Source organism: Alphaproteobacteria bacterium (assembly GCA_020638555.1).
Lineage (GTDB): Bacteria > Pseudomonadota > Alphaproteobacteria > Bin95 > Bin95 > JACKII01.
Genome location: JACKII010000001.1, coordinates 1,159,642 through 1,183,684, shown reverse-complemented (window position 1 = coordinate 1,183,684; position 24,043 = coordinate 1,159,642). Strand labels below are relative to the sequence as shown.

Sequence of the window (24,043 nt, the reverse complement as noted above, 5' to 3'; positions counted from 1 at the left end):
GGCGCCCCTTTTTTCATGGGCCAGATCCCCAGCGCGTTGCGCCCGGCAGGCCCCCTGTGGGCGCCAGAACGCCTTGCGAGCCATGGGACGCATCGGCGCCGCACAAGGAATCCCTCAGGGCCACCCGTCAAGGCACACGAAGCCCGTGGCGCCATCCGGGCGCAAGCATTCGCATTTCGATTGGAAGGGGGGAATGGTCGGAGCGGCGGGATTTGAACCCACGACCTCCAGCTCCCCATGCTGGCGCGCTACCAAGCTGCGCTACGCTCCGACGAAGGCCGGCACCATAGACGCGCCGGGCAGTTCTGGCAATCAGTCCTGGGGCATGGGCGGCGAATTTCCCGCCGCCACGCTGGCGCATTCTGCCGCAAGCGTATCGAGAAGCCTCCCGACCCGCTCCAGCGCCGGCCCATGGCCCCCGAACCCGGTCGGGGCCTCCCCCATATCGGCCGCCTCGGCGACGGTCTCTACCGTCCCCTTGTCGGAATTCTGATCCGCATTCCGATCCGAACCCCGATCCAAATCCTGGGCCGAACCGCTGCCCGGGTCGTTCCCGCTGCGCAGGGCCTTGGAGGCGCCTTTGATCGTATAGCCTTCCTCGTGCAGCAGGCGCTTGATCCGGTGCAGCAATTCGATATCGCGCGGGCGATAATACCGCCGGCTGCCGCCCCGCTTCAGCGGACGCAATGTCGGGAATTTGGTTTCCCAGAACCGCAAGACATGCGGGGCGACGCCGACTTCCTGCGCCGCCTCGCTAATGGTCCGAAACGCATCCGCGCCTTTTGCCCGAGCCGGCCGTTCCATCATTCACTGTCGGCGGCATCGCCGGATGGTTCGAGGCCGTTCATGCGGTCCTTCAGCACGTGCGACGGCCGAAACACCAACACCTTGCGGGGATCGATACGGGCCGGCTCTCCGGTCTTCGGATTCCGGCCCCACCGTTCGCCCTTCTCGCGCACGGAAAAACTGCCAAACGAGGATATTTTGACCGTCTCTCCGCGTGTCAGTGCGCCGGACACTTCCTCCAGCACCGATTCAACCAGTTCTGCAGCATCGACGCGCGACAAGCCCACTTCCTGGCAGACCGCGTCGCTCAAATCTGCACGCGTAATCGTTCGTCCAGCCATTTTGGCGTTACTCCCCATCCACATACAGGAGTGTAAACGTACCGACCGACGCCGTTGGGCGTCAAGCAACAAACGCTTGAATCATCCATCAAAAACCGAAAGGCAAACGGCGGCTACCAGCGGACCAGACTGGCGCCCCAGGTGAAGCCGCCGCCCATCGCTTCCAGGATCAGCAACTGACCGCGCCGAATGCGCCCGTCCTGCACCGCCTCGGTCAGCGCCAGCGGCACCGAAGCGGCGGAGGTATTGGCGTGATGGTCCACGGTGCTGATGACCCGGGCCGGGTCCAGATGCAGCTTACGGGCCGTGGCGTCCAGAATCCGTTGATTGGCCTGGTGCGGCACCACCCAGTCGATATCCGCCGCCGTCACGTGATTGGCGGCCAGCGCTTCCTGAACCACGCTGGCGAGATTGGTGACCGCATGCCGGAACACCTCCTTGCCCGCCATGCGCAGATAGCCGGTGCTCTGGGTCGACGACGGGCCGCCATCCACATAGAGATGGTCCTTGTAGCGGCCGTCCGAATGCAGATGGGTGGAGATCACCCCCTGCTTCGATACGTCCGACGGACCGTCCTCGCGCCGCAGAATGACGGCGCCGGCGCCATCGCCGAACAGCACGCAGGTGGTCCGGTCCTTCCAGTCCAGAATGCGCGAGAACGTCTCCGCGCCGATTACCAGGGCCGTCCGGGCCTGGCCGGCCCGCAGGAAGTTGTCCGCGACCGCCAGGGCATAGAGAAAGCCGGAACAGACCGCATGCACGTCGAAGGCCGCGCCGTGCGTCAGCCCCAGGCGCGCCTGCACCTCGGTCGCCGTCGCCGGAAAGGTGTTGTCCGGCGTCGCCGTCGCCAGGATGATCAGGTCCAGCGCATCCGCCTGCAGGTCGGCATTGCGCAGTGCCGCGCAGGCCGCCGCATAGGCCAGATCGCAGGTGGTCTCGCCCTCGGCCGCGATGTGGCGCCGGCGGATGCCGGTGCGCTCGATGATCCATTCGTCGGTGGTGTCGACGCTCTCCGCCAATTCCTGGTTCGTGACCACCCGTTCCGGCAGATACGAACCGCAACCAACGATAACAGAATGATACGCCATTCCAGCTCCTATGCCGTCGCCGCCTGGGCGGCGGTGCTGGTGTCCCAGTGCAACCGCTCGCATTCCTTGCGAATGTCTTCCATGAAATCCTGCTGCACCATGTCCGCGGCCACGCCGATGGCATTGGCAAACCCGAACGCGTCGGTGCTGCCATGGCTTTTCACCACGACGCCGTTGAGGCCCGCAAACACGGCCCCGTTGTAGCGGCGCGGATCGACCCGCCGGCGCAATTGCGTCAGGGTGCGTCGTGCCAGCAGATAGCCGATCTTCGCCATCCAGGAGGCGTTGAACGCCTCCCGCAGAAAGTGGCTGTAGAGTTCCGAGGTGCCCTCGGCCATTTTCAGCGCCACATTGCCGGTGAAGCCGTCGGAGACGACCACGTCGACCGCGCCGCGACCGATCTCGTTGGCCTCGACAAAGCCGTGAAACTGAAACGGATATTCGCCGTTGCGCAGGCGCTGGGCAGCCGCGCGGATCTCGTCATTGCCCTTCATATCCTCGACGCCGACATTCAACAGGCCGACAGTCGGGTGGGGCAAGCCCAGCACGCTGCGCGCGAACAGGCCGCCCATCACCGCGAACTGGACCAGCTGTTCCGCATCGCAGTCGATATTGGCGCCCAGGTCCAGCATCGCGGTTTCGCCGCGCGCGGTGGGGAAAAACGAGATGATCGCGGGCCGGGCGATGCCGGGCGGCGAGCGCAGGATAAAACGGGCAATCGCCATCAGGGCGCCGGTATTGCCGCCGGAGACCACCGCCTGCGCCCGGCCCTCGCGCACCGCCTGGATGGCCAGCCACATGGACGACTGCCGACCGGAGCGGAGCGCCACCGACGGCCGCTCGGTATCGGCCACCCGGCTCTCCGTGTGCACCACCTCCACGCGATCCTTCAGGCGGGGCAATTGCCGCAGCAAGGGGTCGATCTGCGCCTGGTCGCCCACCACCAGCCAGTTCAGGTCGGGGAAGCGCTCGGCCGCGGTGTTGGCGCCATGGAGCACGCTGGCCGGCGCGTTATCGCCGCCCATGGCATCCAATGCGATTACACCCTTGCTTGCCATGCGTTCGGTCAAACCTTTTTCGGATAGCGGCCCGGGGCCGAAACGATTGCGACCCATTCCAGCCGCTTTGATAGCGCCTGCCAGACCCGGCGGCAACGGCCTACGAGTTCGACTGCCATTTCCGGAGGGCCGCAAAGGGATGGACGGGCTCGTCCGGCGCCTCCGCCGGGGCTTCCAACTGGGTCAAATCGGCACCGGGCGCGCGGGGGTGCGGATCGATCTCCAACGCCAAGCATTGGACGACCAGTTCGCCCAGGTCCAGCGCATCCTCGGTCAACGGTTCCGGCGTCTCCAGGTCGATATCGATCTCCAGATCGTCGGCCGCATCCGCCTGCTCGCTGAAATCCTCGTCCACCTCGCCTTCGAGAGCGGTGGTGAACGGGTCGAGCGTCACGACGCAGACCTGATCCATCACCGCCGCGAAGGAACCGGTCACGTGGATGGCGCCGCGGCGCTTCGCCACCGTCAGATCGGCGGTCAGCCGGCCCAGCGCCGACACGCCCAAACGCTTGGCCAACGCCGCCCGCTCGGACGGGGAGGCTTCGATTCGCTTGCGCACCGGATGGCGATCCACATCCGCCAGGGCCACGGGGCGGGAAAACTCGATCATACGTCCGCTTCCCGCGCCGCCATGCCCGCTTCCCCGTCCGCCGGGGCGAGCGGTTCCGGATACAACGCCACACCGGCCAGAACCGCGTCGTGGGGCCGGGTCGCCAGATGGCGCTCCGCGGCCCGCATATAGGCCGCCACCGCCTGCACCCGGGAAGCGTCCGCGTCCGGCGCGGTGCCATAGACGTTGCGGCGAACCACGTCCTCCAGCCCGTCCGGCCCTTCGCTGTCCAGCCCCGCATCATAGGCGGCCAAACGCCCGTAAACGCCGCTCGCCATCGTTTTCATGCGCTTGCCGACCGACATGTCCCCCACCCCGATCTCCCGCAGCGCCTCGTCGAAATGGCCGATCAGCGCATCGAATAGGTTCTGGGCCGTTTCGGCTCCGACATCCCCGTCCTGGCGCAGGCGGCGGATCATCAAATGGCCATGCAACACCAGCAGCTCGAACCGACCGTCAAAGGTATCGGGGACGCCCAGAGTGGTGTAAAAGACGGGGCGACGCGCCGCGGCATGGACCGCCAGCGTCAAAGCCGTTACATCCGGCCCACGTCGTTTGAACCAAGAGCGAAACACGTTATCCGTCACTTCCCGTTGAAGGTTGGCCCAGGAATTTAGGATGCAACACCGCTTCCCGCTGCGTGACACGTGCGCACGATGGTTGATCGCCCTGGTGGCGCTTGCCGCCGTCGGCGCCTGCACGGTCAAGGAATCCCATCACGGCCACCAGTTGCCGCAAGGCGTGGTCGCCGAACTGCAACGCCCCAATGTCAGCGATACGCGCGTGATCGAGCTCCTGGGCACGCCGTCGACGCAGTCGGCCTTCGACCCCGGCACGTGGTATTACATTTCCGAGGTTCAACAAGGCGTGGCGTTTTTCCAGCCCGAGGTGGTGGACCGCAAGGTCCTGATCCTGCATTTCGATCAGAACCGCGTGCTGAAGAGCGTGGCCACGCTGTCGAAGGAAGACGGCTCGGAAGTGACGCTGGTCGACCGGGAAACGCCGACCGAAGGCCACAAGCTGACCCTGCTGGAGCAGTTGATCGGCAATATCGGTCGGTTCAATTCCTCCGGCAACTGACGACGCCTTCCGGCGATCCTCGTTGCGCTCACGCCCCATGTCGCTCAACCGTCTCACCGCATTCTGGGTCGGCCACGGACAGGGTCGATGGCTCTACGCCGTGGTCTGGCTGTTGGTCGCGGCGCTGTGGCCGGTGCATGCGTATTTGCGCAGCCAGGGCGTCGGACCGGACGGCGGCGACGGCAGCGAGACCTCGCTCACGCTGCTGATGCTGATCGCGCTCGCCTGGATGATCGTGGGCGCCGTCAACGCCATTCGCCTGGCCCGACGCCTGCGCATGCCCGGTTGGATCGCCGGCCTGCTGGCGCCGCTCTCCGGCGTCGCGACCATGGCGCTGGCCTTCATCCTGACCCTGGCCTGGCCGCCCGACACCTTTGGCGGCTTCCTGCTGGTGACCGCCCTGTTCGCCGGGCCCAACCTGCTGGCGATGGCGCTGATCCGGCGTCTCTGACGGCGGCGCCCCAACGCGAAAGAGGCCGCCGGATGGCGACCTCTCGCACGGCAACCACGCGCCCCGTTCAGAGCCGCAGCATGCCCTTGCTGACAATGTTGCGCTGGATCTCGTTCGAGCCGGAATAGATCGAGGCCGCGCGCAGGAAGGCGTAGTTCGGCGTCAGGCCGTTGAAATACTCCGCGCCCACCGGCTCCTCGTTCCAGCCGAAGCGCAGGGCTTCCAGGCTGTAGGGCTGGCAATAATAGGCGCCGGCCTCGGTGCCGATCTCGGTCACCAGTTGCTGCACCTCCGAGCGACGCACCTTGATCATGTTCGCCGCCGCGCCGATTTCCTTGTTCGAGCGATAGGCCGAGAGCGTGCGCAGCACGTATTGCTCGACGCTCATCAACTGGGCTTCCGCATCCATCAGCTTGCGCCGGAAATCCGGCTCGTCGATCAGGCGGGTGCCGTCGCCGTCGCGCTCCTGCTCCGCGATTTCCTTGACCCGCTGCAACGCCACCTTGACCTCGGCACAGGAGCCGCCGCCCATGCGCTCGTGCCCCAGCAGGAATTTGGCGATGGTCCAGCCGCGGCCTTCCTCGCCCACCAGCGAGCCGTCGACCGGCACGCGCACGTCGGTGTAGAAGGTCTCGTTGGTGTGGTGCAGGCCGTTCATGGTGATAATCGGCCGGATTTCGACGCCCGGCGTCTTCATGTCGAAGACCAGGAAGCTGATGCCGTCCTGCTTCTTCGCCTCGACCGAGGTGCGCACCAGGCAGAAAATCCAATCGGCGTGGTGGGCGAGCGAGGTCCAGATTTTCTGGCCGTTGATGACGTAGTGGTCGCCGTCGCGCACCGCCCGGGTTTTCAGCGACGCCAGGTCCGAGCCCGAGCCCGGCTCGGAATAGCCCTGGCAGAACACCCGCTCGCCGGAGAGGATTTTCGGCAGGTGCTCTTTCTTCTGCTCCGGCGTGCCGAAGGCCATGATCACCGGCCCGGCCATGTTCAGGCCAAAGCCGGATAGCCGCGGCGCACCGGCCAGGCCCGCTTCCTCATCGAAGATATAGCGCTGCACCGCATCCCACTCGCAGCCGCCATATTCCTTCGGCCAGTTGGGCGCCACCCAGCCCTTGGCATAGAGGATTTTATGCCAGCGCATATAATCCTCTTTCTGCATCTCCATGCCGGCCAGATGCTTCTGGGCGATATCCTGGGGCAGGCTTTCCTGGATGAAGGCGCGCACTTCCTGGCGGAAGGCTTCTTCGGCGGGACCGAACGGCATGGGGCATGTTCCTTCTGCAAGCCGCGCCTTTTCGGCGCTGAGATTGCCGCAAAGCTTACGCCAGTTTCCCCGGCTGGCCCAAGCGGAAATGGGCCGCTATGCTCGCCGCCGGATTTCCCTGCACAATAGGAGCCCTGGCCCGATGGCCTTGCGAGTCGGCGTCGAAATCGGCGGTACGTTTACGGATCTGGTGGCGTTTCGGGACGGCGGCGTCCAGGTGGCCAAGGTCCCCTCCACCCCCGCCAGCCCCGATATCGGCGCCTTCGACGCCATCCAGGCCGCCGGCCTCTCCCCGGCGGACATGGCCGATCTCGGCCACGGCTCGACGGTCGCGACCAACGCGGTGCTGGAGCGCAAGGGCGCCCGCGTTGCCTTCGTCACCACGGCGGGTTTCCGGGACATTCTGTTCCTGCAACGCCACGACCGCCGCAACATCTACGACCTGCACTATCGGAAACCGGCCCCGGTGGTGCGCCGCGCCGACTGTTTCGAGGTGGCCGAGCGCGTGCTGGCCGACGGCGCGGTCGAAACGCCGCTGGACGAAGCGGCCGTCACCGGCCGGCTGCTGCCCGCCCTGCAACAGGGCCGCTATGACGCGGTCGCCATCTGCCTGCTCAACGCCTATGCCAACGACGCGCACGAACGCCGCGTCATCGAGCTGATCCACGCCGCCCTGCCGGACGTGTTCATCACCGGGTCCGCCGACGTGATCCGCGAGTTCCGGGAGTTCGAGCGCGCGTCGACCACCACGCTCGCCGCCTTCGTGCAGCCGGTGATCGACCGCTATCTGTCGCGCATCGAGGACCGGCTGGCCGAGGGGCGGTTCGGCGGGCGCTTCACCGTCATGCAGTCGAATGGCGGCCGGCTGCCGGCGGCCGGCATGCGCCGCAACGCCATCACCGCGCTCTTCAGCGGCCCCGCCGCCGGCGTGGTCGGCGCGGTGCGGCAGGCGGAGCGCTCCGGCTATCGCAACCTCATCACCTTCGACATGGGCGGCACCTCGACCGATGTCTGCCTGGTGGACGAGGGCCAGCCCGCCACCACGCCGGAAACCGAGATCGACGGCCTGCCGATCCGCACGCCGGTGCTCGACATCGTCTCGGTCGGCTCCGGCGGCGGCTCCATCGTCTGGGTCGACGATGGCGGCCTGCTGCGCGTCGGCCCGGAGAGCGCCGGCGCCGACCCCGGCCCGGCCTGCTATGGCAAGGGCGGCCGGCGACCAACCATCACCGACGCCCAGGTCATCGTCGGCGCGGTGCGGCCGGAGGGCTTTCTCGGCGGCAAGATGGCCATCGACGTCGCCGCGGCCCGCACCGCCTTCCAGCCGGTCGCCGACCATTTCGCCATGACCATCGAACAGGCCGCCGACGCCGCCATCCGGCTCGCCAACAACGCGGTGGTGCGCGCGATCCAGCTGGTCTCGACCGAGCGCGGCCGCGACCCGCGCGACTATGTGCTGGTGCCCTTCGGCGGCGGCGGCCCGCTGCACGCCGCCAAGATCGCCCAGGAACTGGGCGTCGGGCGGCTGGTGGTGCCACCCAATCCCGGCGTCCTCTCCGCCTATGGCCTGCTGGCGAGCGACTTCACCAAGCACGATTCGCTGACCCGCAAGATGGATGCGGCCCGGGCCGCCGCCGACGCACCGGCGGTGCTGGCCGGCCTTGCCCGGGGCCTGGCCGACGAATTCCGCACCCTGGGGCTGGAGGGCGAGCCGACTTTCGCCTATTCCGCCGACATGCGCTGTGTCGGCCAGGCGTTCGAACTGCCGGTGCCCCTGCCCGCCACCGCCGCCCAGGGGCTGAGCGAGGCGGAACTGCGGGAGGGCTTCGACCGCGCCCATCGCCAGGTGTATTTCCAGCCCGCCGACCCGCGCCGGGCGGTGGAGGTGGTGGCGCTGCGCGTTGCCGCCACCCTGCCCGCCGGCGATCTGCCCTCCCTGGCCATCGCCCGCGACGAGGCGCGCGCCGCCATCGCCGCCCGCCTGTTCGACGACGGCGACTGGCACGAGGGCTCGTTGCAGGACATCGCCGCGGTCGCGCCCGGCGTGCGGCTCGCCGGCCCGACCATCCTGGCCGGCCCGACCTCGACCACCTATGTGCCCGTCGGCTGGCAGGCCGAACTGGACGCCCACGACAATCTGATCCTCTCGCGGGAGCGCTGAGACCCATGGCCCTCGACCCCATCGACTATGCCGTCATCTCCCAGGCGCTCCAGGCCGCGGCCGACGAGGCCGGCGCCAAGCTGATCCGTTCCGCCTACACGCCGATCCTGCGCGAGGCGCGGGACGGCTCCGCCGCCATTCTCGACGCCCGGGGCAATGTCATCGCCCAGGCGGACCTGATCCCGATGCAGCTGGGCGGCATCTCCGCCACCTGCAAACCCTGCCTGGAAGCCCACCCGCCGGAGACGCTGAAGCCCGGCGACTTCCTGATCAACAACGATCCGTTCCAGGGCGGCCAGCACCTCCAGGACATTTTCATCTTCACGCCGGTGTTCCACGACGGCCGCGTCATCGCCTTCGCCGCCAGCGTCGCCCACCATCTCGACCTGGGCGGCGGCGCGCCCGGCCTGAACATGGAAGCGCCGGACGTCTATGCCGAGGGCCTGCGCCTGCCGCCCTCGAAGTGGAACTGGGCCGAGGACTGGAACAGCGGCCGTCTGGAAGCGCTCATGCGCCTGAACGTGCGCGTGCCGGACCTGACCATGGGCGACATGAACGCCCAGTTCGCCGCCAACGCCATCGCCGAGAACCGCCTGCAACAACTCGCCGCCAAATACGGCGCGGCCAAGGTCGAAGCGGCCATGGGCGAACTGCTCGACTATGCCGAGCGCCGGGTCCGCGCCGGCATCGCCGCCGCACCGGACGGCGTCTATCACGGTCAGGCGGCCATGGACGACGACGGCGTCGGCCAGGAGCCGGTCTGGATCCGCTGCACCGTCACCATTGCCGGCGACTCCCTGACCGTCGACTTCGACGGCACCGATCCGCAGGTGGCGACCAACATCAACTGCCCGTTCGCCTCGACCCTGGCGACGGCGCTGTCCTGCGTGAAATCGGTGCTGACGGCACCGGACATCCCGTTCAACGAGGGCGTGAAGCGGCCGATCACTGTCACAGCGCCGTTCGGCAGCATCCTGAACCCGCGCCCGCCGGCGCCGGTGCGCGCGCGGCTGCTGCCGGCCTATCGCGCCTACAACGCCGTCATGGACGCGCTGTCGAAAGCCGTGCCCGACCTGGTGATCGCGCCCGGCTTCGATGCCACCACCAGCTTCTGCCTCAGCCATCTGGGCGAGGCCGGCTATAGCGTCTATCTGGAAATCTTCGGCGGCGGCTATGGCGGCGGCAAGGGCTCGGACGGCTGCGACGCGGTGGATTCGCCGCTCTCCAACTGCTCGAACACGCCGGTGGAGGCGCTGGACGCCGACTACGATTTCTTCCGCGTCGTCGACTATGCGCTGGCGCCGGACAGTTTCGGCGACGGCGAGCATCGCGGCGGCGCCGGCTTCCGCCGGCGCTACCGCATCCTGAAGGACGGCGCCAAGCTGCAAACCTATTCCGACCGCCACCGGCTCGCTCCCGCAGGCCTGTTCGGCGGCGGCAGCGGCCAGGCCGGCCGGACGGTGCTCTATCGCGACGGCGAGGCGCGCGTGCTGCCGCCCAAGGCCAGCCTGACCTTCCGCGCCGGCGACGAGATCGAAATCGCCCCCGGTGGCGGCGGCGGCTACGGCCTGCCCGCCAAGCGCCAGCCGCAGGCGCGGGAGGACGACCTCGCCAACGGCCTGGCCACGCCCGGCACCCAACGGGCCGCCGCGGAATAGACCTCACGCAAGCATCCCCGCCGGCGGCCGGCATCAGGGGGTTTCGACCGGACATCTTTGCCATTGTGTCCGGTCCGGGAGGACGATACACTTGGGTATCACGTAGCGTCGCTTGAGGATGTTTCCGGACGGTGCGGAGCGCCGGGATGTTTCCAGACGGTGCGGAGCGCCGATCCGGGATCGGTCGCGCGCTCGCGAACACCTATGGCGCCGGTGTTCACGAACCGGGCCGCTCGTTCTACCTGCGGCTCAGCGCCAAGTTCTGACCGAAACCCGTCTGCGCGCGGCAGGCCTTGCGGTCTGGCCGCGCGCGCCTCAGACCGGGTTTCGCTGGATCAACTGGCGGGCGATGATGATGCGTTGCAACTCGTTCGTGCCCTCGCCGATGCAGAGCAAGGGCGCGTCGCGGTAGAGCCGCTCCACGTCGAATTCCTTGGAATAGCCGTAGCCGCCGTGGATGCGCATGCTCTCGGTCGCGTTGAAGAGCGCGGTCTCGGTGGCGAACAGCTTCGCCATGCCCGCCTCCATGTCGCAGCGCTCGCCGGCGTCATAGGCCTGGGCCGCCGCCCGCACCAGATGGCGCGAGGCCTCCAGGCGGGTGGCCATGTCGGCCAGCTTGATCGCAATCGCCTGGTGGTTGGCGATCGGCTGGCCGAAGGTCTCGCGCTGCTGGCTGTACTTGACCGCCAGATCCAGCGCCGCCTGCGCCACGCCAACGCCGCGGGCCGCCACGTTGATCCGCCCCAGTTCCAGGCCGCCCAGCGCGTGCGGCAGGCCCCTGCCCTCTTCCAGGCCGATCAGCCGGTCGGTGGGAATGCGGTAATTGTCGAAGATCAGTTCGGCCGAATCGATGCCCTTGTAGCCCAGCTTTTCCAGCTTGCGGCTGACGGTGAAGCCCTCGCCCTTCTCGGCCAGGAACAGGCTGGTGCCCTTGTGCCGCGGCTGCGCCGTCGGGTCGGTTTTCACCAGCAAGGCGAAGCAGGTGCCGTGAATGCCGTTGGAAATCCAGGTCTTGGTGCCGTTCACCACATAATGGTCGCCGTCGCGGCGCGCGGTGGTACGGATCGCCTGCAGGTCTGTGCCGCAGTTCGGCTCGGTCAGGGCCAGGCCGCCGCGAATCTCGCCCGATGCGAATTTCGGCAGCCAGCGCCGCTTCTGCTCCTCGGTGCCGAAGCGCACCACGGCGGACGCCATGATCAGGTGCGAGTTGAAAATGCCGGAGAGCGACATCCACACCGCCGAGACCTTTTCGACGATCTTGGCATACGTGGTCGCCGGCAGGCCGAGGCCGCCATATTCCTCCGGAATGATCGCGCCGAACAGGCCCAGCTCCTTCATGCCCTCGACGATGGCGTGCGGGTATTCGTCGGCATGCTCCAGGCGCAGCACGTGCTGGCGCACGTCGCGCTCCAGGAATTTGTCGAGCGCGTCGAGAATCTGGGCTTCGGTCTCGGCGGAAATGGCGGAATGCGGCTGGGTCATGACGACAAAGCCCTTTCTCAAGGCGGTTTTTGGCGGGTCTCGGCCGGCAGGAATGGGCGTAGGGTCGCGCCCTGTCAAGCAAGGGCGGAGAAGCGGTTGCATTTCTCGTTCGAGCCCTGTAGAAGGCGCGTCTCTGCCGCTGGTCCCATCGTCTAGTGGTTAGGACATCAGCCTTTCACGCTGAAGACACGGGTTCGAGTCCCGTTGGGATCACCAATCCTCCGCGCCCGCCGCCAGCCGCGGCCGGGTGCGTGGATTGCCGCCGCTGTGCCACTTCCCTCGAATTCCTTTGGAATGGCCGCGCCGGCCGCGATTGCGGTCCTGTTTGCGTTGCCATCGGCCTTGACCGACCCCGCGCCCGCGGCTCAGTATTTTCGCCTGTCGTTTCGGTCGAGGCTCCCCGAATGCACGATCCAAACTCCGGGCTTCCCCCCGAAGAACAGCGCGATTTTCGCCGGCTGGCGGGCATTATGGTGCCGGCGTCGGACGCCTACGGCGTGCCCGGCGCGGACGACGCCGCCATTTTTGCCGACATCCTCGCCTCGCTCGGTCGCGACCGTGAGGCCGTGCGCGCCGCCCTGGCCGATCTGGCCGCCCTCAGTGCGCCCGCGGGCGGACGGTTTGCCGATCTGCCGGCCGAGCGCGCGGAAGCCCTCGCCATGCGACTGCTCGACCGGCAAGGCCCCATCACCGTCGCGCTCGGGCGGGCGGTGTTGCAATGCTATTACCGCGACGACCGCGTCGCCCGCGCGCTCGGCCGCGAGCCGCGTCCGCCCTTCCCCAAGGGCCATGCCCTGGAGCCGGGCGACTGGTCCCTGCTCGACGCCCAGCGCGGCCGGCCGCGGATGTGGCGCGACATCGACGGCAGGGGCGGAGAGACCGCCCGATGACCGCCATCTCCGACACGCCCCGCCCCACCGACGACAAGGTCGACGTGCTCATCATCGGCTCCGGTGCCTCCGGCGCCGCGATGGCCTGGAGCCTGGCCGAGACGCGCATGCGCATTCTCTGCCTGGAGCAGGGCGACTGGGTGAAGCCGACCGACTATCCCACCAACGGCCGCGACTGGGAGGCAAGGCGCTATGGCGACGCCGACATCCTGCCGAACCGGCGCGGCCTGCCGGCGGACTATCCCGTCAACGACGACGCCTCGCCGATGAAGGTGGCGAACTACAACGCCGTCGGCGGAGCCACCGTCCACTACACCGCGCATTTCCCGCGCATGCATCCGTCCGATTTCAAGGTGCGGACGCTGGACGGCGTCGCCGACGACTGGCCGGTGGACTATTGGGCGCTGGAGCCCTTTTTTGCCGAGAACGACCGGATGATGGGCGTGGCGGGCCTGGCGGGCGACCCGTCCTACCCGCCGCACCAACCGACCCTGCCGCCGGTGCCGCTCGGCCGGACCGGCACGCGCTATGCCCGGGCGACCAACACGCTCGGCTGGCACTGGTGGCCGTCGGAAATCGCCATCAACACGGTGGAGTACGAGGGCCGCGCGGCCTGCATCAATCTCGGCAATTGCACGCCCGGCTGCGCCCAGGGCGCCAAGGCCAGCGTCGACATCACCTACTGGCCGCAGGCGATCCGCGCCGGTGTCGAACTGCGCACCAACTGCCGCGTGCGCGCTATCGAGACCGACGCGGCCGGCATGGCCACCGGCGTCGTCTACTACGACCCCACCGGCGTCGAGCGCTTCCAGCCGGCGGAGGTGATGATCCTGGCCGCCAACGGCGTCGGCACGCCGCGGCTGCTGCTGAATTCCGCCAGCGGCCGGTTTCCGCATGGCCTCGCCAATTCCTCCGGCCTGGTCGGCAGGAACCTGATGCTGCACCCCTGGCCCATGGTCTCGGGCTATGTCGACGACGAGATGGACGGCGACCGCGCGCCGCAAACCGTCATGTGGAGCAAGGAATTCTACGAGACCGACCGGTCCCGCGGCTTCGTGCGCGGCTACACGCTGCAATATTCCCGCGGCACCGGGCCGGTGAACGAGGCGGTCTCCAGCATGATCGCCGGCCGCCTGCCCTGGGGGCCGGACCACCACCGCGTCTACCGCACGCTCTATCATCGCCGCCTGCAAATCGGCATCGCGTGCGAGGACCTGCCGGAAGAGCACAACCGCGTCACCCTCGACCCGGTGCTGAAAGACAGCCACGGCATTCCGGCACCGAAGATCGACTACACGATCAGCGCCAACACCGCCGCGATGATGGAACACGGCATCGCGCGAGCCACCGAGATTCTGGAAGCCGCCGGTGCGCACGATATTGCCTGCTCGCGCACGGTGCTGAACTATCCGGGCCACCTGCTCGGCACCGCCCGCATGGGCCTGGACCCGGAGCGCTCGGTGGTGAACGAGTGGGGGCGCAGCCACGATGTGAAGAACCTGTTCATCGTCGACGGCAGCATCTGGGTGACCTCCGGCGGCGTCAACCCGACGGCGACCATCCAGGCGCTGGCGCTCTATATCGCCGACCAGATGAAACGGCGGCTCGCCACCCTGTTCGACTGATCCCCAAGGGCGGGGCGCGACCAGCCCCGGCCCGGCGCCTCCCACCTCCGAGCAATCTGTACCCCGGAGGTGGCAGAGCCGCCGTCCGGGTCCGCTGCGGGCGAGCGAACACCACCGCCGCCGGTGTTCGCGAGAGCGACCGGTCCCGGCGCACCGCACCGCGGCGGCCGGGAAACACCCTACTTCCGAGCATAGGCACCCCAGAGGTGGCGGAGCCGCCGTCCGGGGCCGCTGTGGGCGAGCGAACACCGGCGATGACCGTGTTCGCGAAAGCGACCGGTCCCGGCTCTCGCCTCCGGCTCGGCCGGGATACGCGTCAGCGGCCCTTGAACTGGGGCTTGCGCTTGCCGAGGAAGGCCGCGACGCCCTCGGCATGGTCTTCGGTGCACATGCTGTCCGCGATCAACTCGCCCTCCATCTGCAAATGGCTTTCCAGGCTCAGATGGTTGGTGGCGTTGAACAGCTTCTTGGCGTTGGCATAGGCATGGGTCGGGCCGTCGGCCAGGCGCCGCGCCAGCTTGTCGGTCTCGGCCTCCAGGTCGGCGCGGGGGACGACCCAGTTGACGATGCCCAACTCCCTGGCCTTGTCCGGCCCGAACCGGTCGCCGAGGAAGGCCAGTTCCATCTGCTGCTTCATCCCCAGCGTCCGCCCCAGGAAATAGGACGAGCCGCCGTCCGGACTGGCGCCGATATGGCAGTAGGCGAGCGTGAAAATCGCATCGTCCGCGGCAATCGCCAGGTCGCAGGCGCCGACCAGCCCCATACCCGCACCGGCCACCGCCCCCTGGATCGAGGCGACCACCGGCTTGCCCATGCGGCGGATCGCGAACAGCGGCAGGTGCAGCAGGTGAATGCCCTCCATGATCACCTGCCGGCGCTGGCCGTCCGGCATGTCCAGCCGCTCCTGCATCACGCGGATATCGCCGCCGGCCATGAAATGGTCGCCGGCGCCCTTGAGCACGACGCAGCGCACGTCGTCGTTGAACTCCAGGTCGCAAACGATCTCGCGGAACAGGGTGCGCAGGCCGGGCGTCAGCGCGTTGCGCACCTCCGGCGCGTTCAGGGTGACAGTGGCGACACCGTCGGCAATGGCGAGCAGGACCGGATCGCTCATGGAGAATTCCTCTTCTGAATCAGATGGCACACGGCATCGTTATTGGGAAAACACCGCCCGACACCCTACCTTCTCGGCAAACAAACGCCAGAGACTCCGTTATAAAGGGTGTGCACACCATGTTGATCCGTACGCGACCGTCCTGGATGATCCCGGAACGCGAGGCGACGCCGGAGTCGGTGTATCTCTCCCGGCGCGGCCTGCTGGGCGGTGCCGCCGGCCTGATCGGGGCCGCCGCCATGCCGCGCCTCGCCTTTGCCGCGGCCAGCGACGATCTCTATCCGGTGGCACGCAACCCCGCCTTCACCCTCGACCGGCCGATCACCGACGAGGCGGACGCCACCACCTACAACAACTTCTACGAGTTCGGCAGCCAGAAGAACATCCACCGTGCGGCCCAGAGCCTGAAGATCGAGCCCTGGCAGGTGGTGATCGACGGCATGGTCGAAAAAGAGATCAAGATCGACGCGCACGACCTGATCCGCAAAATGCCGCTGGAAGAGCGGCTGTACCGGCATCGTTGCGTCGAGGCCTGGTCCATGGCCGTGCCGTGGAGCGGCTTTCCGTTGAAGGCGCTGGTGGATTTCGCCAAGCCCCTGGCCTCGGCCAAGTATCTCCGCATGGAGACGTTCAAGGATTCGAGCGTTGCCTCCGGCCAGCGGGCCTTCTGGTATCCCTGGCCCTATATCGAAGGGCTGATGATGGCAGAGGCGACCAACGACCTGGCCTTCATCGCCACCGGCCTTTATGGCAAGCCGATTCCGAAGCAGAACGGCGCGCCGCTGCGCCTCGCCGTGCCCTGGAAGTATGGCTTCAAGTCGATCAAGTCGATCGTGCGCTTCACCTTCACCGACGAAATGCCCACGAGCTTCTGGATGGAGGTGCTGGGCGCGGAATACGGCTTCTATGCCAACGTCAATCCGGGCGTGCCGCACCGGCGCTGGAGCCAGGCGGAGGAGCGGGTGCTCGGCACGAACGAGCGCCGCAAGACCCTGATTTACAACGGCTATGGCGAGCAGGTGGCCGATATCTACAAGGGCATGCCGCAGAACAAGATTTTCTACTGACCCGGGCGGCCGCTCCGGCCGGCCCGCTCGGAGCGAGACCCCGGACCGCCGCTCCGCGCCGCCCGGGGAAGCGCGAAGAGATGCGGGTGCGCCCGCTGCGACGGACCACACCCCCGAGCTTTCCCGGCCGAGCCGGAGGCGAGGGCCGGGATCTCCCGCCATTGCCACCTCCCCCAGAGAGACCCCGGATCGCCGCTCCGCGCCGTCCGGGGAAGCACGGGAACATGAAGCACGGGCGGCTTGGGTTCACCCGCCGCGGCGGGCCTGCCCCGGTTCGGAATCGGCCGCGGCCCGCTCCGGGTCAGCCGCGCCCCGGCCGGAACAGGCGACCGCCGGAGAGCGGCTCCGGCGCGCCGGTGGTGCCGGGGAAGCTGATCGGCAGGCCGCGCACCGAGCGCACGGCCAGATAGGCGAACGCTTCCGCCTCCAGCGCATCGCCGTCAATGCCATGCGCCTCGGCCGCATCCAGCGGCGCGGCGAGGCGCTGGCGCAGTGCCTGCATCAGCGCCGGATTGTGCCGCCCGCCACCGCCGACAATCCAGAGTTTCGGCGGCGCCGGCATATGCCGGCAGGCGGCGGCGACGCTGGCCGCGGTAAAGGCGACAAGCGTCGCCGCCCCGTCCGCCGCGGACAGGTGCGCCACCGCCTCCAGCCCGAAATCCAGCCGGTCGAGCGATTTCGGCGGCGTGCGGGCGAAATAGGGGGCGGCCAGCATCTCGGCCAAAACGCCCGCGTCCACCGTGCCGGCCGCCGCCAGCCGGCCGTCGCGGTCCAGCGGCTCGCCGGTGTGGCGGAGCGCCCATTCGTCCAGCAGCATGTTGGCGGGGCCGGTGTCGAACGCCAGCAACTCGCCCGCGCCCGGCCCGATCCAGGTGACATTGGCGACCCCGCCCAGATTCAGCACGGCGCAGGGCCGGGGCGCGCCGCCGGCCAGTGCCCGGTGATAGACCGGCGCCAGCGGGGCCCCCTCACCGCCGGCCGCCACGTCGGCGGAGCGGAAATCGCAGACCACCGGCCGCCCCAGCGCCTTCGCCAGCCGCCGGCCGTCGCCCAACTGCCAGGTGCGGTGCGCGGCCGGCTTGTGCAGCACGGTGTGGCCGTGAAAGCCGATCACCGCCACGTCGCTGAGCCCGACGCCGGTCTGCGCCAGCAACCCTCGCACGGCGTCGCGGTGATGATCGGTCAGCGCGGCTTCCAACGCCGGCGCCCGTTCCTCCGGCGCCAGCAGGGCGTCGGCCAGCGCGGCGCGGAAAGCCGGCGGATAGGGGCGGAAGGCAAAGCCGCGCGGCTCCACCACCCGCTCGCCGTCGGTCCAGAGCAGGGCGGCATCGACCCCGTCCATGGAGGTGCCGCTCATCAGGCCGAGCGCCAGGCAGGGCAGCAGCGGCCAGGGGTGCGATTGTTCTTGCATGTCAGGCATGGTACAGGCCTCGCTTCCGACGACAAGCAGTGCCAGATCCATGCCGCGTTCCGACTTCCTTGCCGCGCTGACAGAGCGGGGCTTTGTCCACCAATGCACCGATACGGAGGGCCTGGACGCCCGCGCCGCCGCGGGGCCGATTCGCGCCTATATCGGCTTCGACTGCACCGCCGATTCGCTGCATGTGGGCAGTCTGGTGCAGATCATGATGCTGCACTGGCTGCAAAAGACCGGGCACAAGCCCATCGTGCTGATGGGCGGCGGCACCACCAAGATCGGCGACCCCTCCGGCCGCGACGAAACCCGGCAATTGCTGACGCACGAGGATATTCAGCGCAACAAGGCCGGCATTTTCCGGGTGTTCGAAAAGCTGCTGACCTTCGGGGCCGAGGCGTCCGCCACCGATGCCATCATGGTCGACAACGACGAGTGGCTGAGCGAGCTGAAATACATCCCGCTGCTGCGCGAGATCGGCCGGCATTTCAGCGTCAACCGCATGCTGACCATGGACAGCGTCCGCCTGCGCCTGGAACGCGAACAGCCGCTGACCTTCCTCGAATTCAACTACATGATCCTGCAAAGCTACGACTTCGTGGAGTTGTCGAAGCGCTATGGCTGCGTGCTGCAAATGGGCGGCAGCGACCAGTGGGGCAATATCGTCTCCGGCGTCGATCTGGGCCGGCGGCTGGAGCAGCCGCAACTCTATGGCCTGACCAGCCCGCTGATCACCACGGCCGACGGCGCCAAGATGGGCAAGACCGCCGCCGGCGCGATCTGGCTGAACGAGGAGCGGCTCAGCGTCTATGACTACTGGCAGTTCTGGCGCAACACGCTGGACGCCGATGTCGGGCGCTTCCTGAAACTGTTCACCGTGCTGCCGCTGGACGAGATCGCCCGGCTGGAGGCGCTGCAAGGCGCCGAACTGAACGAGGCGAAGAAAATCCTGGCGACCGAGGCCACCGCCCTGCTGCACGGCCGGACCAAGGCAGCGGAAGCCGCGGAAACCGCGCGGCGCACCTTCGAGGAAGGCGCCCAGGCGGAAGGCCTGCCGACGGTCGATGTGCCGGCGACGGACCTGGAAGCCGGCATTCCCGCTTTCGACCTGCTGCGGCGGGCCGGCCTTGCGGCCAGCGGCGGTGAGGCGCGGCGGCTGGTGCGGGGCGGCGGCGCCCGCCTGAACGACGTGCCGATCGGCGACGAGAACCAAACCATCGGCGCCGCCGACCTGACCGCGGCCGGAACGCTGAAACTCTCCGCCGGCCGCAAGCGGCACGTGCTGGTCAGACCCGCCTGACAGCGGCGGCAAAGATCGACCGCACAACAGGATCATAGCCGTTGTGCGCAATGGACGTCCGGCGTACCGTGCGGGTGGATCGGCCTCGGAATCGAATGAGGGGCCGGCGTGAAAAATACGGAGGATACTGCTCGTGGAACGTCGTGACTTTTTGAAGGGCGCCGCGGTTGCCGGCGCCGCTGCCGCCGCCTCGACCCTGGCCGCGCCGGCCATCGCCCAGGGCAAGCGCGAACTGAAAATGGTGATGGCCTGGCCGAAGAATTCGCCTGGCGCCGGCACGTCCGGCCAGCGCATCGCCGACCGCATCACCATGCTGTCCGGCGGCATGCTGACGGTGAAGGTCTATGGCGCCGGCGAGCTTGTCCCCGCCTTCCAGTCATTCGATGCGGTGTCGGCGGGCGACGCGGACATGTATCACGCGGCCGAGTATTACTTTCAGGGCAAGTCCAAGGCCTACAACTTCATGACCGCGGTGCCGTTCGGCATGACCGGCTCCGAAACCCATGCCTGGATCCGCTATGGCGGCGGCCAGCAATTGTGGGACGAACTGTCCGCGGGCTTCAACATCAAGGCCTTCCCCTCGCACACGACGGGCGTGCAGATGGGCGGCTGGTTCCGCAAGGAAATCCACAGCATCGACGATTTCCAGGGCCTGAAAATGCGCATGCCGGGCCTGGGCGGCGAGGTGCTGCGCGCCCTGGGCGCGACGCCGCTGAACCTGCCGGTCGGCGAAATCTACCCCTCGCTGCAATCCGGCGCCATCGACGCGACCGAATGGGTCGGCCCCTGGCAGGATCTGGCCTTCGGCTTCTACAAGATCGCCAAGAACTATTATTATCCGGGCTTCCACGAGCCGGGCACGGTGGCGTCTGTGGGCATCAACAAGACGCTCTATGACGGCCTGACCAAGGAACAGCAGCAGATCGTCGCCATCGCCGTGATGGCGGAAGCCTGGGAACAGTCGGCCGAGTTCAACGCGCTGAATTCCTCCTCGCTCGACACGCTGGTGAACAAGCACGGCGTGATCCTGCAACGCTATCCGGACGACGTGCTGGACAAGGCGCGGGCCGCATCCGCGGACGTCATCGCCACCATGGCCGCCACCGACGACATCACCAAGCGCGTGTACGACAGCTACTCCGCCTTCCAGAAACAGGCGATGGACTACGCCGCCATCGGCGAACTCGGCTACATGGCCGCGCGGGCGGCGGCGTCCTAACCGGCCCGCCCGCCCCTCGTTTCACCCCCGGGCGCCGCTGCCGCGGCGTTCGGGGCAGTGCCGAAGCGCCGGGTTGCGGAGCCATCCGCCCCCATCCCGCCGGTCGGCCCGGGGACTCTCCCAGCGCGCGGAGCCGCCATGCTTTCCTCTTTCATCCGCACCGTCGACATTCTGAACGAAAGCCTGGGGCGGGCCATATCCTGGCTGGCCCTGTTCATGGTCCTGGTGCAATTCGCCGTCGTGTTGCTGCGCTATGTCTATGGCCTCGGTTGGATCTGGCTGCAGGAAAGCATCATCTACATGCACGCGTCGGTGTTCCTGGCCGCGGCCGGCTATACCCTGGTGCATAACGGTCATGTGCGGGTCGATATCTTCTATGGCGGCATGTCCGAGCGCAGCAAGGCCATCGTCGACCTGATCGGCGGCGTGGTCTTCCTGCTGCCGATGTGCGGCGTCATCGCCTGGGCCTCGTTCGGCTTCGTCACCCGCGCCTGGGGCATTCTCGAAGGCTCGCCGGAAGGCGACAACGGCATTCACGGCGTCTATCTCCTGAAATCGGTCATCCTGGTGTTCTGCCTCCTGGTGGCGTTGCAGGGGCTGGCGATGATGGCCCGCTCGATCCTGACGCTCTCGGGCGCGGCAACGCCCCCGTCCCCGAAAGCGGATATGACGGGAGAAGGCGTATGATCCTCGCCGAAATCCTGTCCCTGCTGCTGTTCGGCGGCGTCTGCGTCGCGCTGATGGCCGGCTTTCCCGTCGCCTTCACCCTGGGCGGCGTGTCGCTGATCTTCGGCCTGATCGGCTATGGCGTCGGCGCGTTCGACCTGTCCTATCTGGGCTTCATCCCGAACCGCATTTACGGCACCATGACCAACGAGGTGCTGCTGGCGGTGCCGCTGTTCGTGTTCATGGGCGTGATGCTCGAACGCTCCAAGGTCGCCGACGACCTGCTCAACACCATGGGCGGGTTGTTCGGCAGCATGCGCGGCGGCCTTGGCATTTCGGTGTGCGTGGTCGGCGCCCTGCTCGCGGCCTCGACCGGCATTGTCGGCGCCACGGTCGTGACCATGGGCCTGCTGAGCCTGCCGACCATGCTGCGCTGGGGCTATGACCCGAAGCTGGCCTGCGGCACCATCTGCGCCAGCGGCACGCTGGGCCAGATCATTCCGCCCTCCATCGTCCTCGTGGTGCTGGGCGACCAGATTTCGAACGCGTATCAGGACGCCCAGCGGGCGCTGGGCAATTTCGCGCCCGATCCGGTCAGCGTCGGCGACCTGTTCGCCGGCGCCCTGATCCCCGGCCTGATGCTGGTCGGCCTCTATATCGGCTGGCAATTGTTGATGGCAGCGCTGCGGCCGGAGTCGGCGCCACCGGCCCCGCCGGAAATCGCGCAGGCGAACACGTCGCTGGCCACGACGCTCAGCGCGCTGGTCGTGCCGATCATCCTGATCATTGCCGTTCTGGGCTCGATCCTGGCCGGCATCGCCACGCCGACAGAGGCGGCCGCCGTGGGTGCCATCGGCGCGACCCTGCTGGGCGGCCTGCGGCTGACCTCCGGCCGTCAAAGCCTGGTCATGCTCGTCGGCGGGCTGGCGCTGGTGGGCGTGTTGATCCTGACCGGCGCACTCGATCTGCGGCTCGGCCGGAACGAGGTGTCCCAGACCGAGCAATGGGGCATTTACGCGGCCGCGCTCTGCTGTGTGCTTCTCTCCGTCGGCATTCTGGATGCGCTGCGCCGCACCCATGCCAATGGCACGCTCAGGGAGGTAATGCAGTCGACCGCGAAAATCTCCGCCATGGTGTTCGGCATCGTCATCGGCGCGCAGTTGTTCAGCCTGGTGTTCCGCGGCTTCGGCGGCGACGACATCGTGCACGAATTCCTAAACAACCTGCCGGGCGGGGCGTTCGGCGCCATGCTGGTGGTGATGCTGGTGATGTTCATCATGGGGTTCTTCCTGGACTTCATCGAGATCACCTTCGTCGTCATCCCGATCGTCGCGCCCATCCTGCTGATGATGGACCTGAACCCGGTCTGGCTCGGCATCATGATCGCCGTGAACCTGCAGACCAGCTTCCTGACTCCGCCCTTCGGCTTTGCCCTGTTCTATCTGCGCGGCGTGGCACCGCCGTCCGTCACCACCATGCAGATCTACACCGGCATCATACCGTTCGTGGGCATGCAGATCGTCATGCTGGGCATTCTGTGGATGTTCCCGGACCTGACGCTCTGGCTGCCGCGGCTGGTCTACGGCACCGTCGCCGGCGGCTGATCCCCGGCCAGGGGAGCCGGTGTTCCCCGGCCGCCGCGGAGCGGTGGGCCGGTATCAGCCTTCGAACACCGCTCGCGCCAGTGTTCGCAAGATGCAGTGTTCGCGAGACACAGCGGCCCCGGATCGGCGCTCCGCACCGTCCGGGGATCGCAGGCGGCCTCAGCCCCGGATGTCGCCTTCCATCCAGGCGTTGATGAGGCGGTAGGCGATGCTGTCGCGGCGCGGGAAGCGGACGCCGTGCGCCTCCGGGTCATCCATTTGCAGCCGGTGCAGCCATTTGGCGTCCTCGATCTCGTCTTCCTGGAGGACGAGTTCCATATCCTCCGCCTCCGCATGGAAGCCCAGCATCAGCGAGGCGGGGAACGGCCAGGGCTGGCTCGCCCAATAGTGCACCTTCTCCGGCAGCACGGTGACGCCCACTTCCTCCAGCACCTCGCGCGCGACGGCTTCCTCCAGGCTTTCGCCCGGCTCGACGAAGCCCGCCAGCGTCGAATACATGCCCGGGATCGGGAAATTGGCGTTGCGGCCCAACAGGCAATAATCGCCCTTGTAGACCAGCATGATCACCGCCGGATCGGTGCGGGGGAAGTGCTGGGCCTTGCAATCCGGGTTGGTGCAGTCGCGCTGGTTGCCGGCCTGGCTTGGCTCGGTCGGGCTGCCGCAGACGCCGCAGAACTGGTGGCGGGCGTGCCAGAACATCAGCCCGCGCGCATGCGCCAGGATCGCCCCCTCGTGCTGGTCGATGGTCGGGCCGAATTTGCGCAGGTCGTCGAACGCCCCCTGCGCCTCCAGCAGCGGATGGATATAGGGGTCCTCGTGGTGCGAAAGGTCGAGGGCAAAATACGCCCGCCCCTCGCGCAGGCCCAGCAGGGTCACATGCCGGCCCGCGTCCAGCAGGTCCCGGGCCTCGCCCACGGTCGGCAACAGGGCGCGGTCGTCCTCTGCGTGGGCCAGGTTCTGGTTGCGCCAGACCGGCACCAGAAAGGTTTCGGAATGGGCGAGCCGCTCTTTCAGCCACTCCGGGTCGGCGCGGCGATGGGACAGGCGGTCGAGCGGGGCGCCGGTATACCAGAGGCGCTTCGGCATGGGCGTGATCCTTTGTTGCTGGCAAGGCCAGAAGTCGTTGCCCTAAGGGTTATCCCAGCCACGCCGCCAGCGCAATCGC

21 protein-coding genes, 2 tRNA genes and 1 pseudogene are annotated in these 24,043 nt (G+C 67.7%); 12 read left to right on the top strand and 12 right to left on the bottom strand.

The window, feature by feature from the left end; genetic code table 11:
• Positions 1 to 194 precede the first annotated feature (194 nt).
• The 7 genes from H6844_05435 to H6844_05405 all read right to left on the bottom strand — a co-directional run bounded on the left by H6844_05435 (position 195) and on the right by H6844_05405 (position 4,413).
• Positions 195 to 271, bottom strand: a tRNA-Pro gene (locus tag H6844_05435).
• 41 nt (positions 272 to 312) lie between these two features.
• Positions 313 to 804: a MerR family transcriptional regulator gene (locus H6844_05430; GenBank protein MCB9928844.1), complete on the bottom strand. Its 492-nt coding sequence runs from the start codon at positions 802 to 804 to the stop codon at positions 313 to 315.
• Positions 804 to 1,127, bottom strand: coding sequence for an integration host factor subunit alpha (locus tag H6844_05425; protein MCB9928843.1), 324 nt, complete (start codon positions 1,125 to 1,127; stop codon positions 804 to 806). The genes H6844_05430 and H6844_05425 overlap by 1 nt, the downstream gene beginning before the upstream one ends.
• Before the next feature lie 113 nt (positions 1,128 to 1,240).
• Positions 1,241 to 2,215, bottom strand: coding sequence for a ketoacyl-ACP synthase III (locus tag H6844_05420; GenBank protein MCB9928842.1), 975 nt, complete (start codon positions 2,213 to 2,215; stop codon positions 1,241 to 1,243).
• A gap of 8 nt (positions 2,216 to 2,223) precedes the next feature.
• Positions 2,224 to 3,273, bottom strand: a complete 1,050-nt coding sequence (gene plsX / locus H6844_05415) for a phosphate acyltransferase PlsX (GenBank protein MCB9928841.1) — start codon at positions 3,271 to 3,273, stop codon at positions 2,224 to 2,226.
• A 100-nt stretch (positions 3,274 to 3,373) separates the two neighbouring features.
• A complete protein-coding gene (locus tag H6844_05410) occupies positions 3,374 to 3,883 on the bottom strand; it encodes a DUF177 domain-containing protein (protein ID MCB9928840.1) in 510 nt (169 codons plus the stop codon).
• Entirely contained in the window at positions 3,880 to 4,413 is a 534-nt protein-coding gene (locus H6844_05405; protein MCB9928839.1) for a ubiquinol-cytochrome C chaperone, read from the bottom strand. Before H6844_05405 ends, H6844_05410 begins: the two co-directional genes overlap by 4 nt.
• An 88-nt stretch (positions 4,414 to 4,501) precedes the next feature.
• On the opposite strand from H6844_05405, the gene H6844_05400 reads away from it, so the two are divergent.
• Both H6844_05400 and H6844_05395 read left to right on the top strand, forming a co-directional pair.
• A complete protein-coding gene (locus H6844_05400; protein ID MCB9928838.1) occupies positions 4,502 to 4,963 on the top strand; it encodes an outer membrane protein assembly factor BamE in 462 nt (153 codons plus the stop codon).
• Positions 4,964 to 5,000: 37 nt separating this feature from the next.
• On the top strand, positions 5,001 to 5,414 hold the full coding sequence (locus tag H6844_05395; GenBank protein ID MCB9928837.1) for a hypothetical protein: 414 nt from the start codon (positions 5,001 to 5,003) through the stop codon (positions 5,412 to 5,414).
• A 67-nt stretch (positions 5,415 to 5,481) separates the two neighbouring features.
• Here H6844_05395 and H6844_05390 read toward each other — a convergent pair whose 3' ends face one another.
• Complete coding sequence (locus H6844_05390) at positions 5,482 to 6,678, bottom strand: acyl-CoA dehydrogenase family protein (GenBank protein MCB9928836.1); 1,197 nt, start codon at positions 6,676 to 6,678, stop codon at positions 5,482 to 5,484.
• 148 nt (positions 6,679 to 6,826) lie between these two features.
• Here H6844_05390 and H6844_05385 point away from each other — a divergent pair, with 148 nt between their 5' ends.
• A complete protein-coding gene (locus H6844_05385) occupies positions 6,827 to 8,839 on the top strand; it encodes a hydantoinase/oxoprolinase family protein (GenBank protein ID MCB9928835.1) in 2,013 nt (670 codons plus the stop codon).
• Between the two features lie 5 nt (positions 8,840 to 8,844).
• The gene (locus H6844_05380; GenBank protein MCB9928834.1) at positions 8,845 to 10,497 is read left to right on the top strand and encodes a hydantoinase B/oxoprolinase family protein; all 1,653 of its coding nucleotides are present in this window, start codon (positions 8,845 to 8,847) and stop codon (positions 10,495 to 10,497) included.
• 315 nt (positions 10,498 to 10,812) lie between these two features.
• On the opposite strand, the gene H6844_05375 is transcribed toward H6844_05380, so the two are convergent.
• Complete coding sequence (locus H6844_05375; protein ID MCB9928833.1) at positions 10,813 to 11,979, bottom strand: acyl-CoA dehydrogenase family protein; 1,167 nt, start codon at positions 11,977 to 11,979, stop codon at positions 10,813 to 10,815.
• 141 nt (positions 11,980 to 12,120) lie between these two features.
• Between H6844_05375 and H6844_05370 the strand changes: the two genes are divergently transcribed.
• From H6844_05370 to H6844_05360, 3 genes and pseudogenes are all read left to right on the top strand, one after another.
• A tRNA-Glu gene (locus tag H6844_05370) sits at positions 12,121 to 12,195 on the top strand.
• A gap of 188 nt (positions 12,196 to 12,383) precedes the next feature.
• A pseudogene (locus H6844_05365) lies at positions 12,384 to 12,803 on the top strand (hypothetical protein).
• Between the two features lie 62 nt (positions 12,804 to 12,865).
• Positions 12,866 to 14,494 (top strand): GMC family oxidoreductase, encoded by a 1,629-nt coding sequence (locus H6844_05360; GenBank protein MCB9928832.1) that lies wholly within the window; start codon positions 12,866 to 12,868, stop codon positions 14,492 to 14,494.
• Between the two features lie 316 nt (positions 14,495 to 14,810).
• Here H6844_05360 and H6844_05355 read toward each other — a convergent pair whose 3' ends face one another.
• Positions 14,811 to 15,608, bottom strand: coding sequence for an enoyl-CoA hydratase/isomerase family protein (locus H6844_05355; protein ID MCB9928831.1), 798 nt, complete (start codon positions 15,606 to 15,608; stop codon positions 14,811 to 14,813).
• A 119-nt stretch (positions 15,609 to 15,727) separates the two neighbouring features.
• Between H6844_05355 and msrP the strand changes: the two genes are divergently transcribed.
• Positions 15,728 to 16,675, top strand: coding sequence for a protein-methionine-sulfoxide reductase catalytic subunit MsrP (gene msrP / locus H6844_05350; GenBank protein ID MCB9928830.1), 948 nt, complete (start codon positions 15,728 to 15,730; stop codon positions 16,673 to 16,675).
• 301 nt (positions 16,676 to 16,976) lie between these two features.
• Here msrP and H6844_05345 read toward each other — a convergent pair whose 3' ends face one another.
• Positions 16,977 to 18,032, bottom strand: coding sequence for an anhydro-N-acetylmuramic acid kinase (locus H6844_05345; protein MCB9928829.1), 1,056 nt, complete (start codon positions 18,030 to 18,032; stop codon positions 16,977 to 16,979).
• A 61-nt stretch (positions 18,033 to 18,093) separates the two neighbouring features.
• On the opposite strand from H6844_05345, the gene H6844_05340 reads away from it, so the two are divergent.
• From H6844_05340 to H6844_05325, 4 genes are all read left to right on the top strand, one after another.
• On the top strand, positions 18,094 to 19,389 hold the full coding sequence (locus H6844_05340) for a tyrosine--tRNA ligase (GenBank protein MCB9928828.1): 1,296 nt from the start codon (positions 18,094 to 18,096) through the stop codon (positions 19,387 to 19,389).
• A gap of 133 nt (positions 19,390 to 19,522) precedes the next feature.
• Positions 19,523 to 20,608 carry a TRAP transporter substrate-binding protein gene (locus H6844_05335; GenBank protein MCB9928827.1) on the top strand — a complete coding sequence of 362 codons (1,086 nt, stop codon included), beginning with the start codon at positions 19,523 to 19,525 and terminating at the stop codon, positions 20,606 to 20,608.
• Between the two features lie 138 nt (positions 20,609 to 20,746).
• Positions 20,747 to 21,295, top strand: a complete 549-nt coding sequence (locus H6844_05330) for a TRAP transporter small permease subunit (protein ID MCB9928826.1) — start codon at positions 20,747 to 20,749, stop codon at positions 21,293 to 21,295.
• On the top strand, positions 21,292 to 22,878 hold the full coding sequence (locus H6844_05325; protein ID MCB9928825.1) for a TRAP transporter large permease subunit: 1,587 nt from the start codon (positions 21,292 to 21,294) through the stop codon (positions 22,876 to 22,878). The genes H6844_05330 and H6844_05325 overlap by 4 nt, the downstream gene beginning before the upstream one ends.
• Before the next feature lie 159 nt (positions 22,879 to 23,037).
• Here the strand turns inward: H6844_05325 and nudC are convergent, their stop codons facing one another.
• The gene (nudC, locus tag H6844_05320) at positions 23,038 to 23,964 is read right to left on the bottom strand and encodes an NAD(+) diphosphatase (protein ID MCB9928824.1); all 927 of its coding nucleotides are present in this window, start codon (positions 23,962 to 23,964) and stop codon (positions 23,038 to 23,040) included.
• Between the last annotated feature and the right edge of the window lie 79 nt (positions 23,965 to 24,043).

Coding starts and splice junctions, on each gene's coding strand:
- H6844_05430 (MCB9928844.1), bottom strand. CDS start 804: ATGGAACGGCCGGCTCGGGCAAAAGGCGCGGATGCGTTTCGGACCATT.
- H6844_05425 (MCB9928843.1), bottom strand. CDS start 1,127: ATGGCTGGACGAACGATTACGCGTGCAGATTTGAGCGACGCGGTCTGC.
- H6844_05420 (MCB9928842.1), bottom strand. CDS start 2,215: ATGGCGTATCATTCTGTTATCGTTGGTTGCGGTTCGTATCTGCCGGAA.
- plsX (MCB9928841.1), bottom strand. CDS start 3,273: ATGGCAAGCAAGGGTGTAATCGCATTGGATGCCATGGGCGGCGATAAC.
- H6844_05410 (MCB9928840.1), bottom strand. CDS start 3,883: ATGATCGAGTTTTCCCGCCCCGTGGCCCTGGCGGATGTGGATCGCCAT.
- H6844_05400 (MCB9928838.1), top strand. CDS start 4,502: ATGCAACACCGCTTCCCGCTGCGTGACACGTGCGCACGATGGTTGATC.
- H6844_05395 (MCB9928837.1), top strand. CDS start 5,001: ATGTCGCTCAACCGTCTCACCGCATTCTGGGTCGGCCACGGACAGGGT.
- H6844_05390 (MCB9928836.1), bottom strand. CDS start 6,678: ATGCCGTTCGGTCCCGCCGAAGAAGCCTTCCGCCAGGAAGTGCGCGCC.
- H6844_05380 (MCB9928834.1), top strand. CDS start 8,845: ATGGCCCTCGACCCCATCGACTATGCCGTCATCTCCCAGGCGCTCCAG.
- H6844_05375 (MCB9928833.1), bottom strand. CDS start 11,979: ATGACCCAGCCGCATTCCGCCATTTCCGCCGAGACCGAAGCCCAGATT.
- H6844_05360 (MCB9928832.1), top strand. CDS start 12,866: ATGACCGCCATCTCCGACACGCCCCGCCCCACCGACGACAAGGTCGAC.
- H6844_05355 (MCB9928831.1), bottom strand. CDS start 15,608: ATGAGCGATCCGGTCCTGCTCGCCATTGCCGACGGTGTCGCCACTGTC.
- msrP (MCB9928830.1), top strand. CDS start 15,728: ATGTTGATCCGTACGCGACCGTCCTGGATGATCCCGGAACGCGAGGCG.
- H6844_05345 (MCB9928829.1), bottom strand. CDS start 18,032: ATGAGCGGCACCTCCATGGACGGGGTCGATGCCGCCCTGCTCTGGACC.
- H6844_05340 (MCB9928828.1), top strand. CDS start 18,094: ATGGTACAGGCCTCGCTTCCGACGACAAGCAGTGCCAGATCCATGCCG.
- H6844_05330 (MCB9928826.1), top strand. CDS start 20,747: ATGCTTTCCTCTTTCATCCGCACCGTCGACATTCTGAACGAAAGCCTG.
- H6844_05325 (MCB9928825.1), top strand. CDS start 21,292: ATGATCCTCGCCGAAATCCTGTCCCTGCTGCTGTTCGGCGGCGTCTGC.
- nudC (MCB9928824.1), bottom strand. CDS start 23,964: ATGCCGAAGCGCCTCTGGTATACCGGCGCCCCGCTCGACCGCCTGTCC.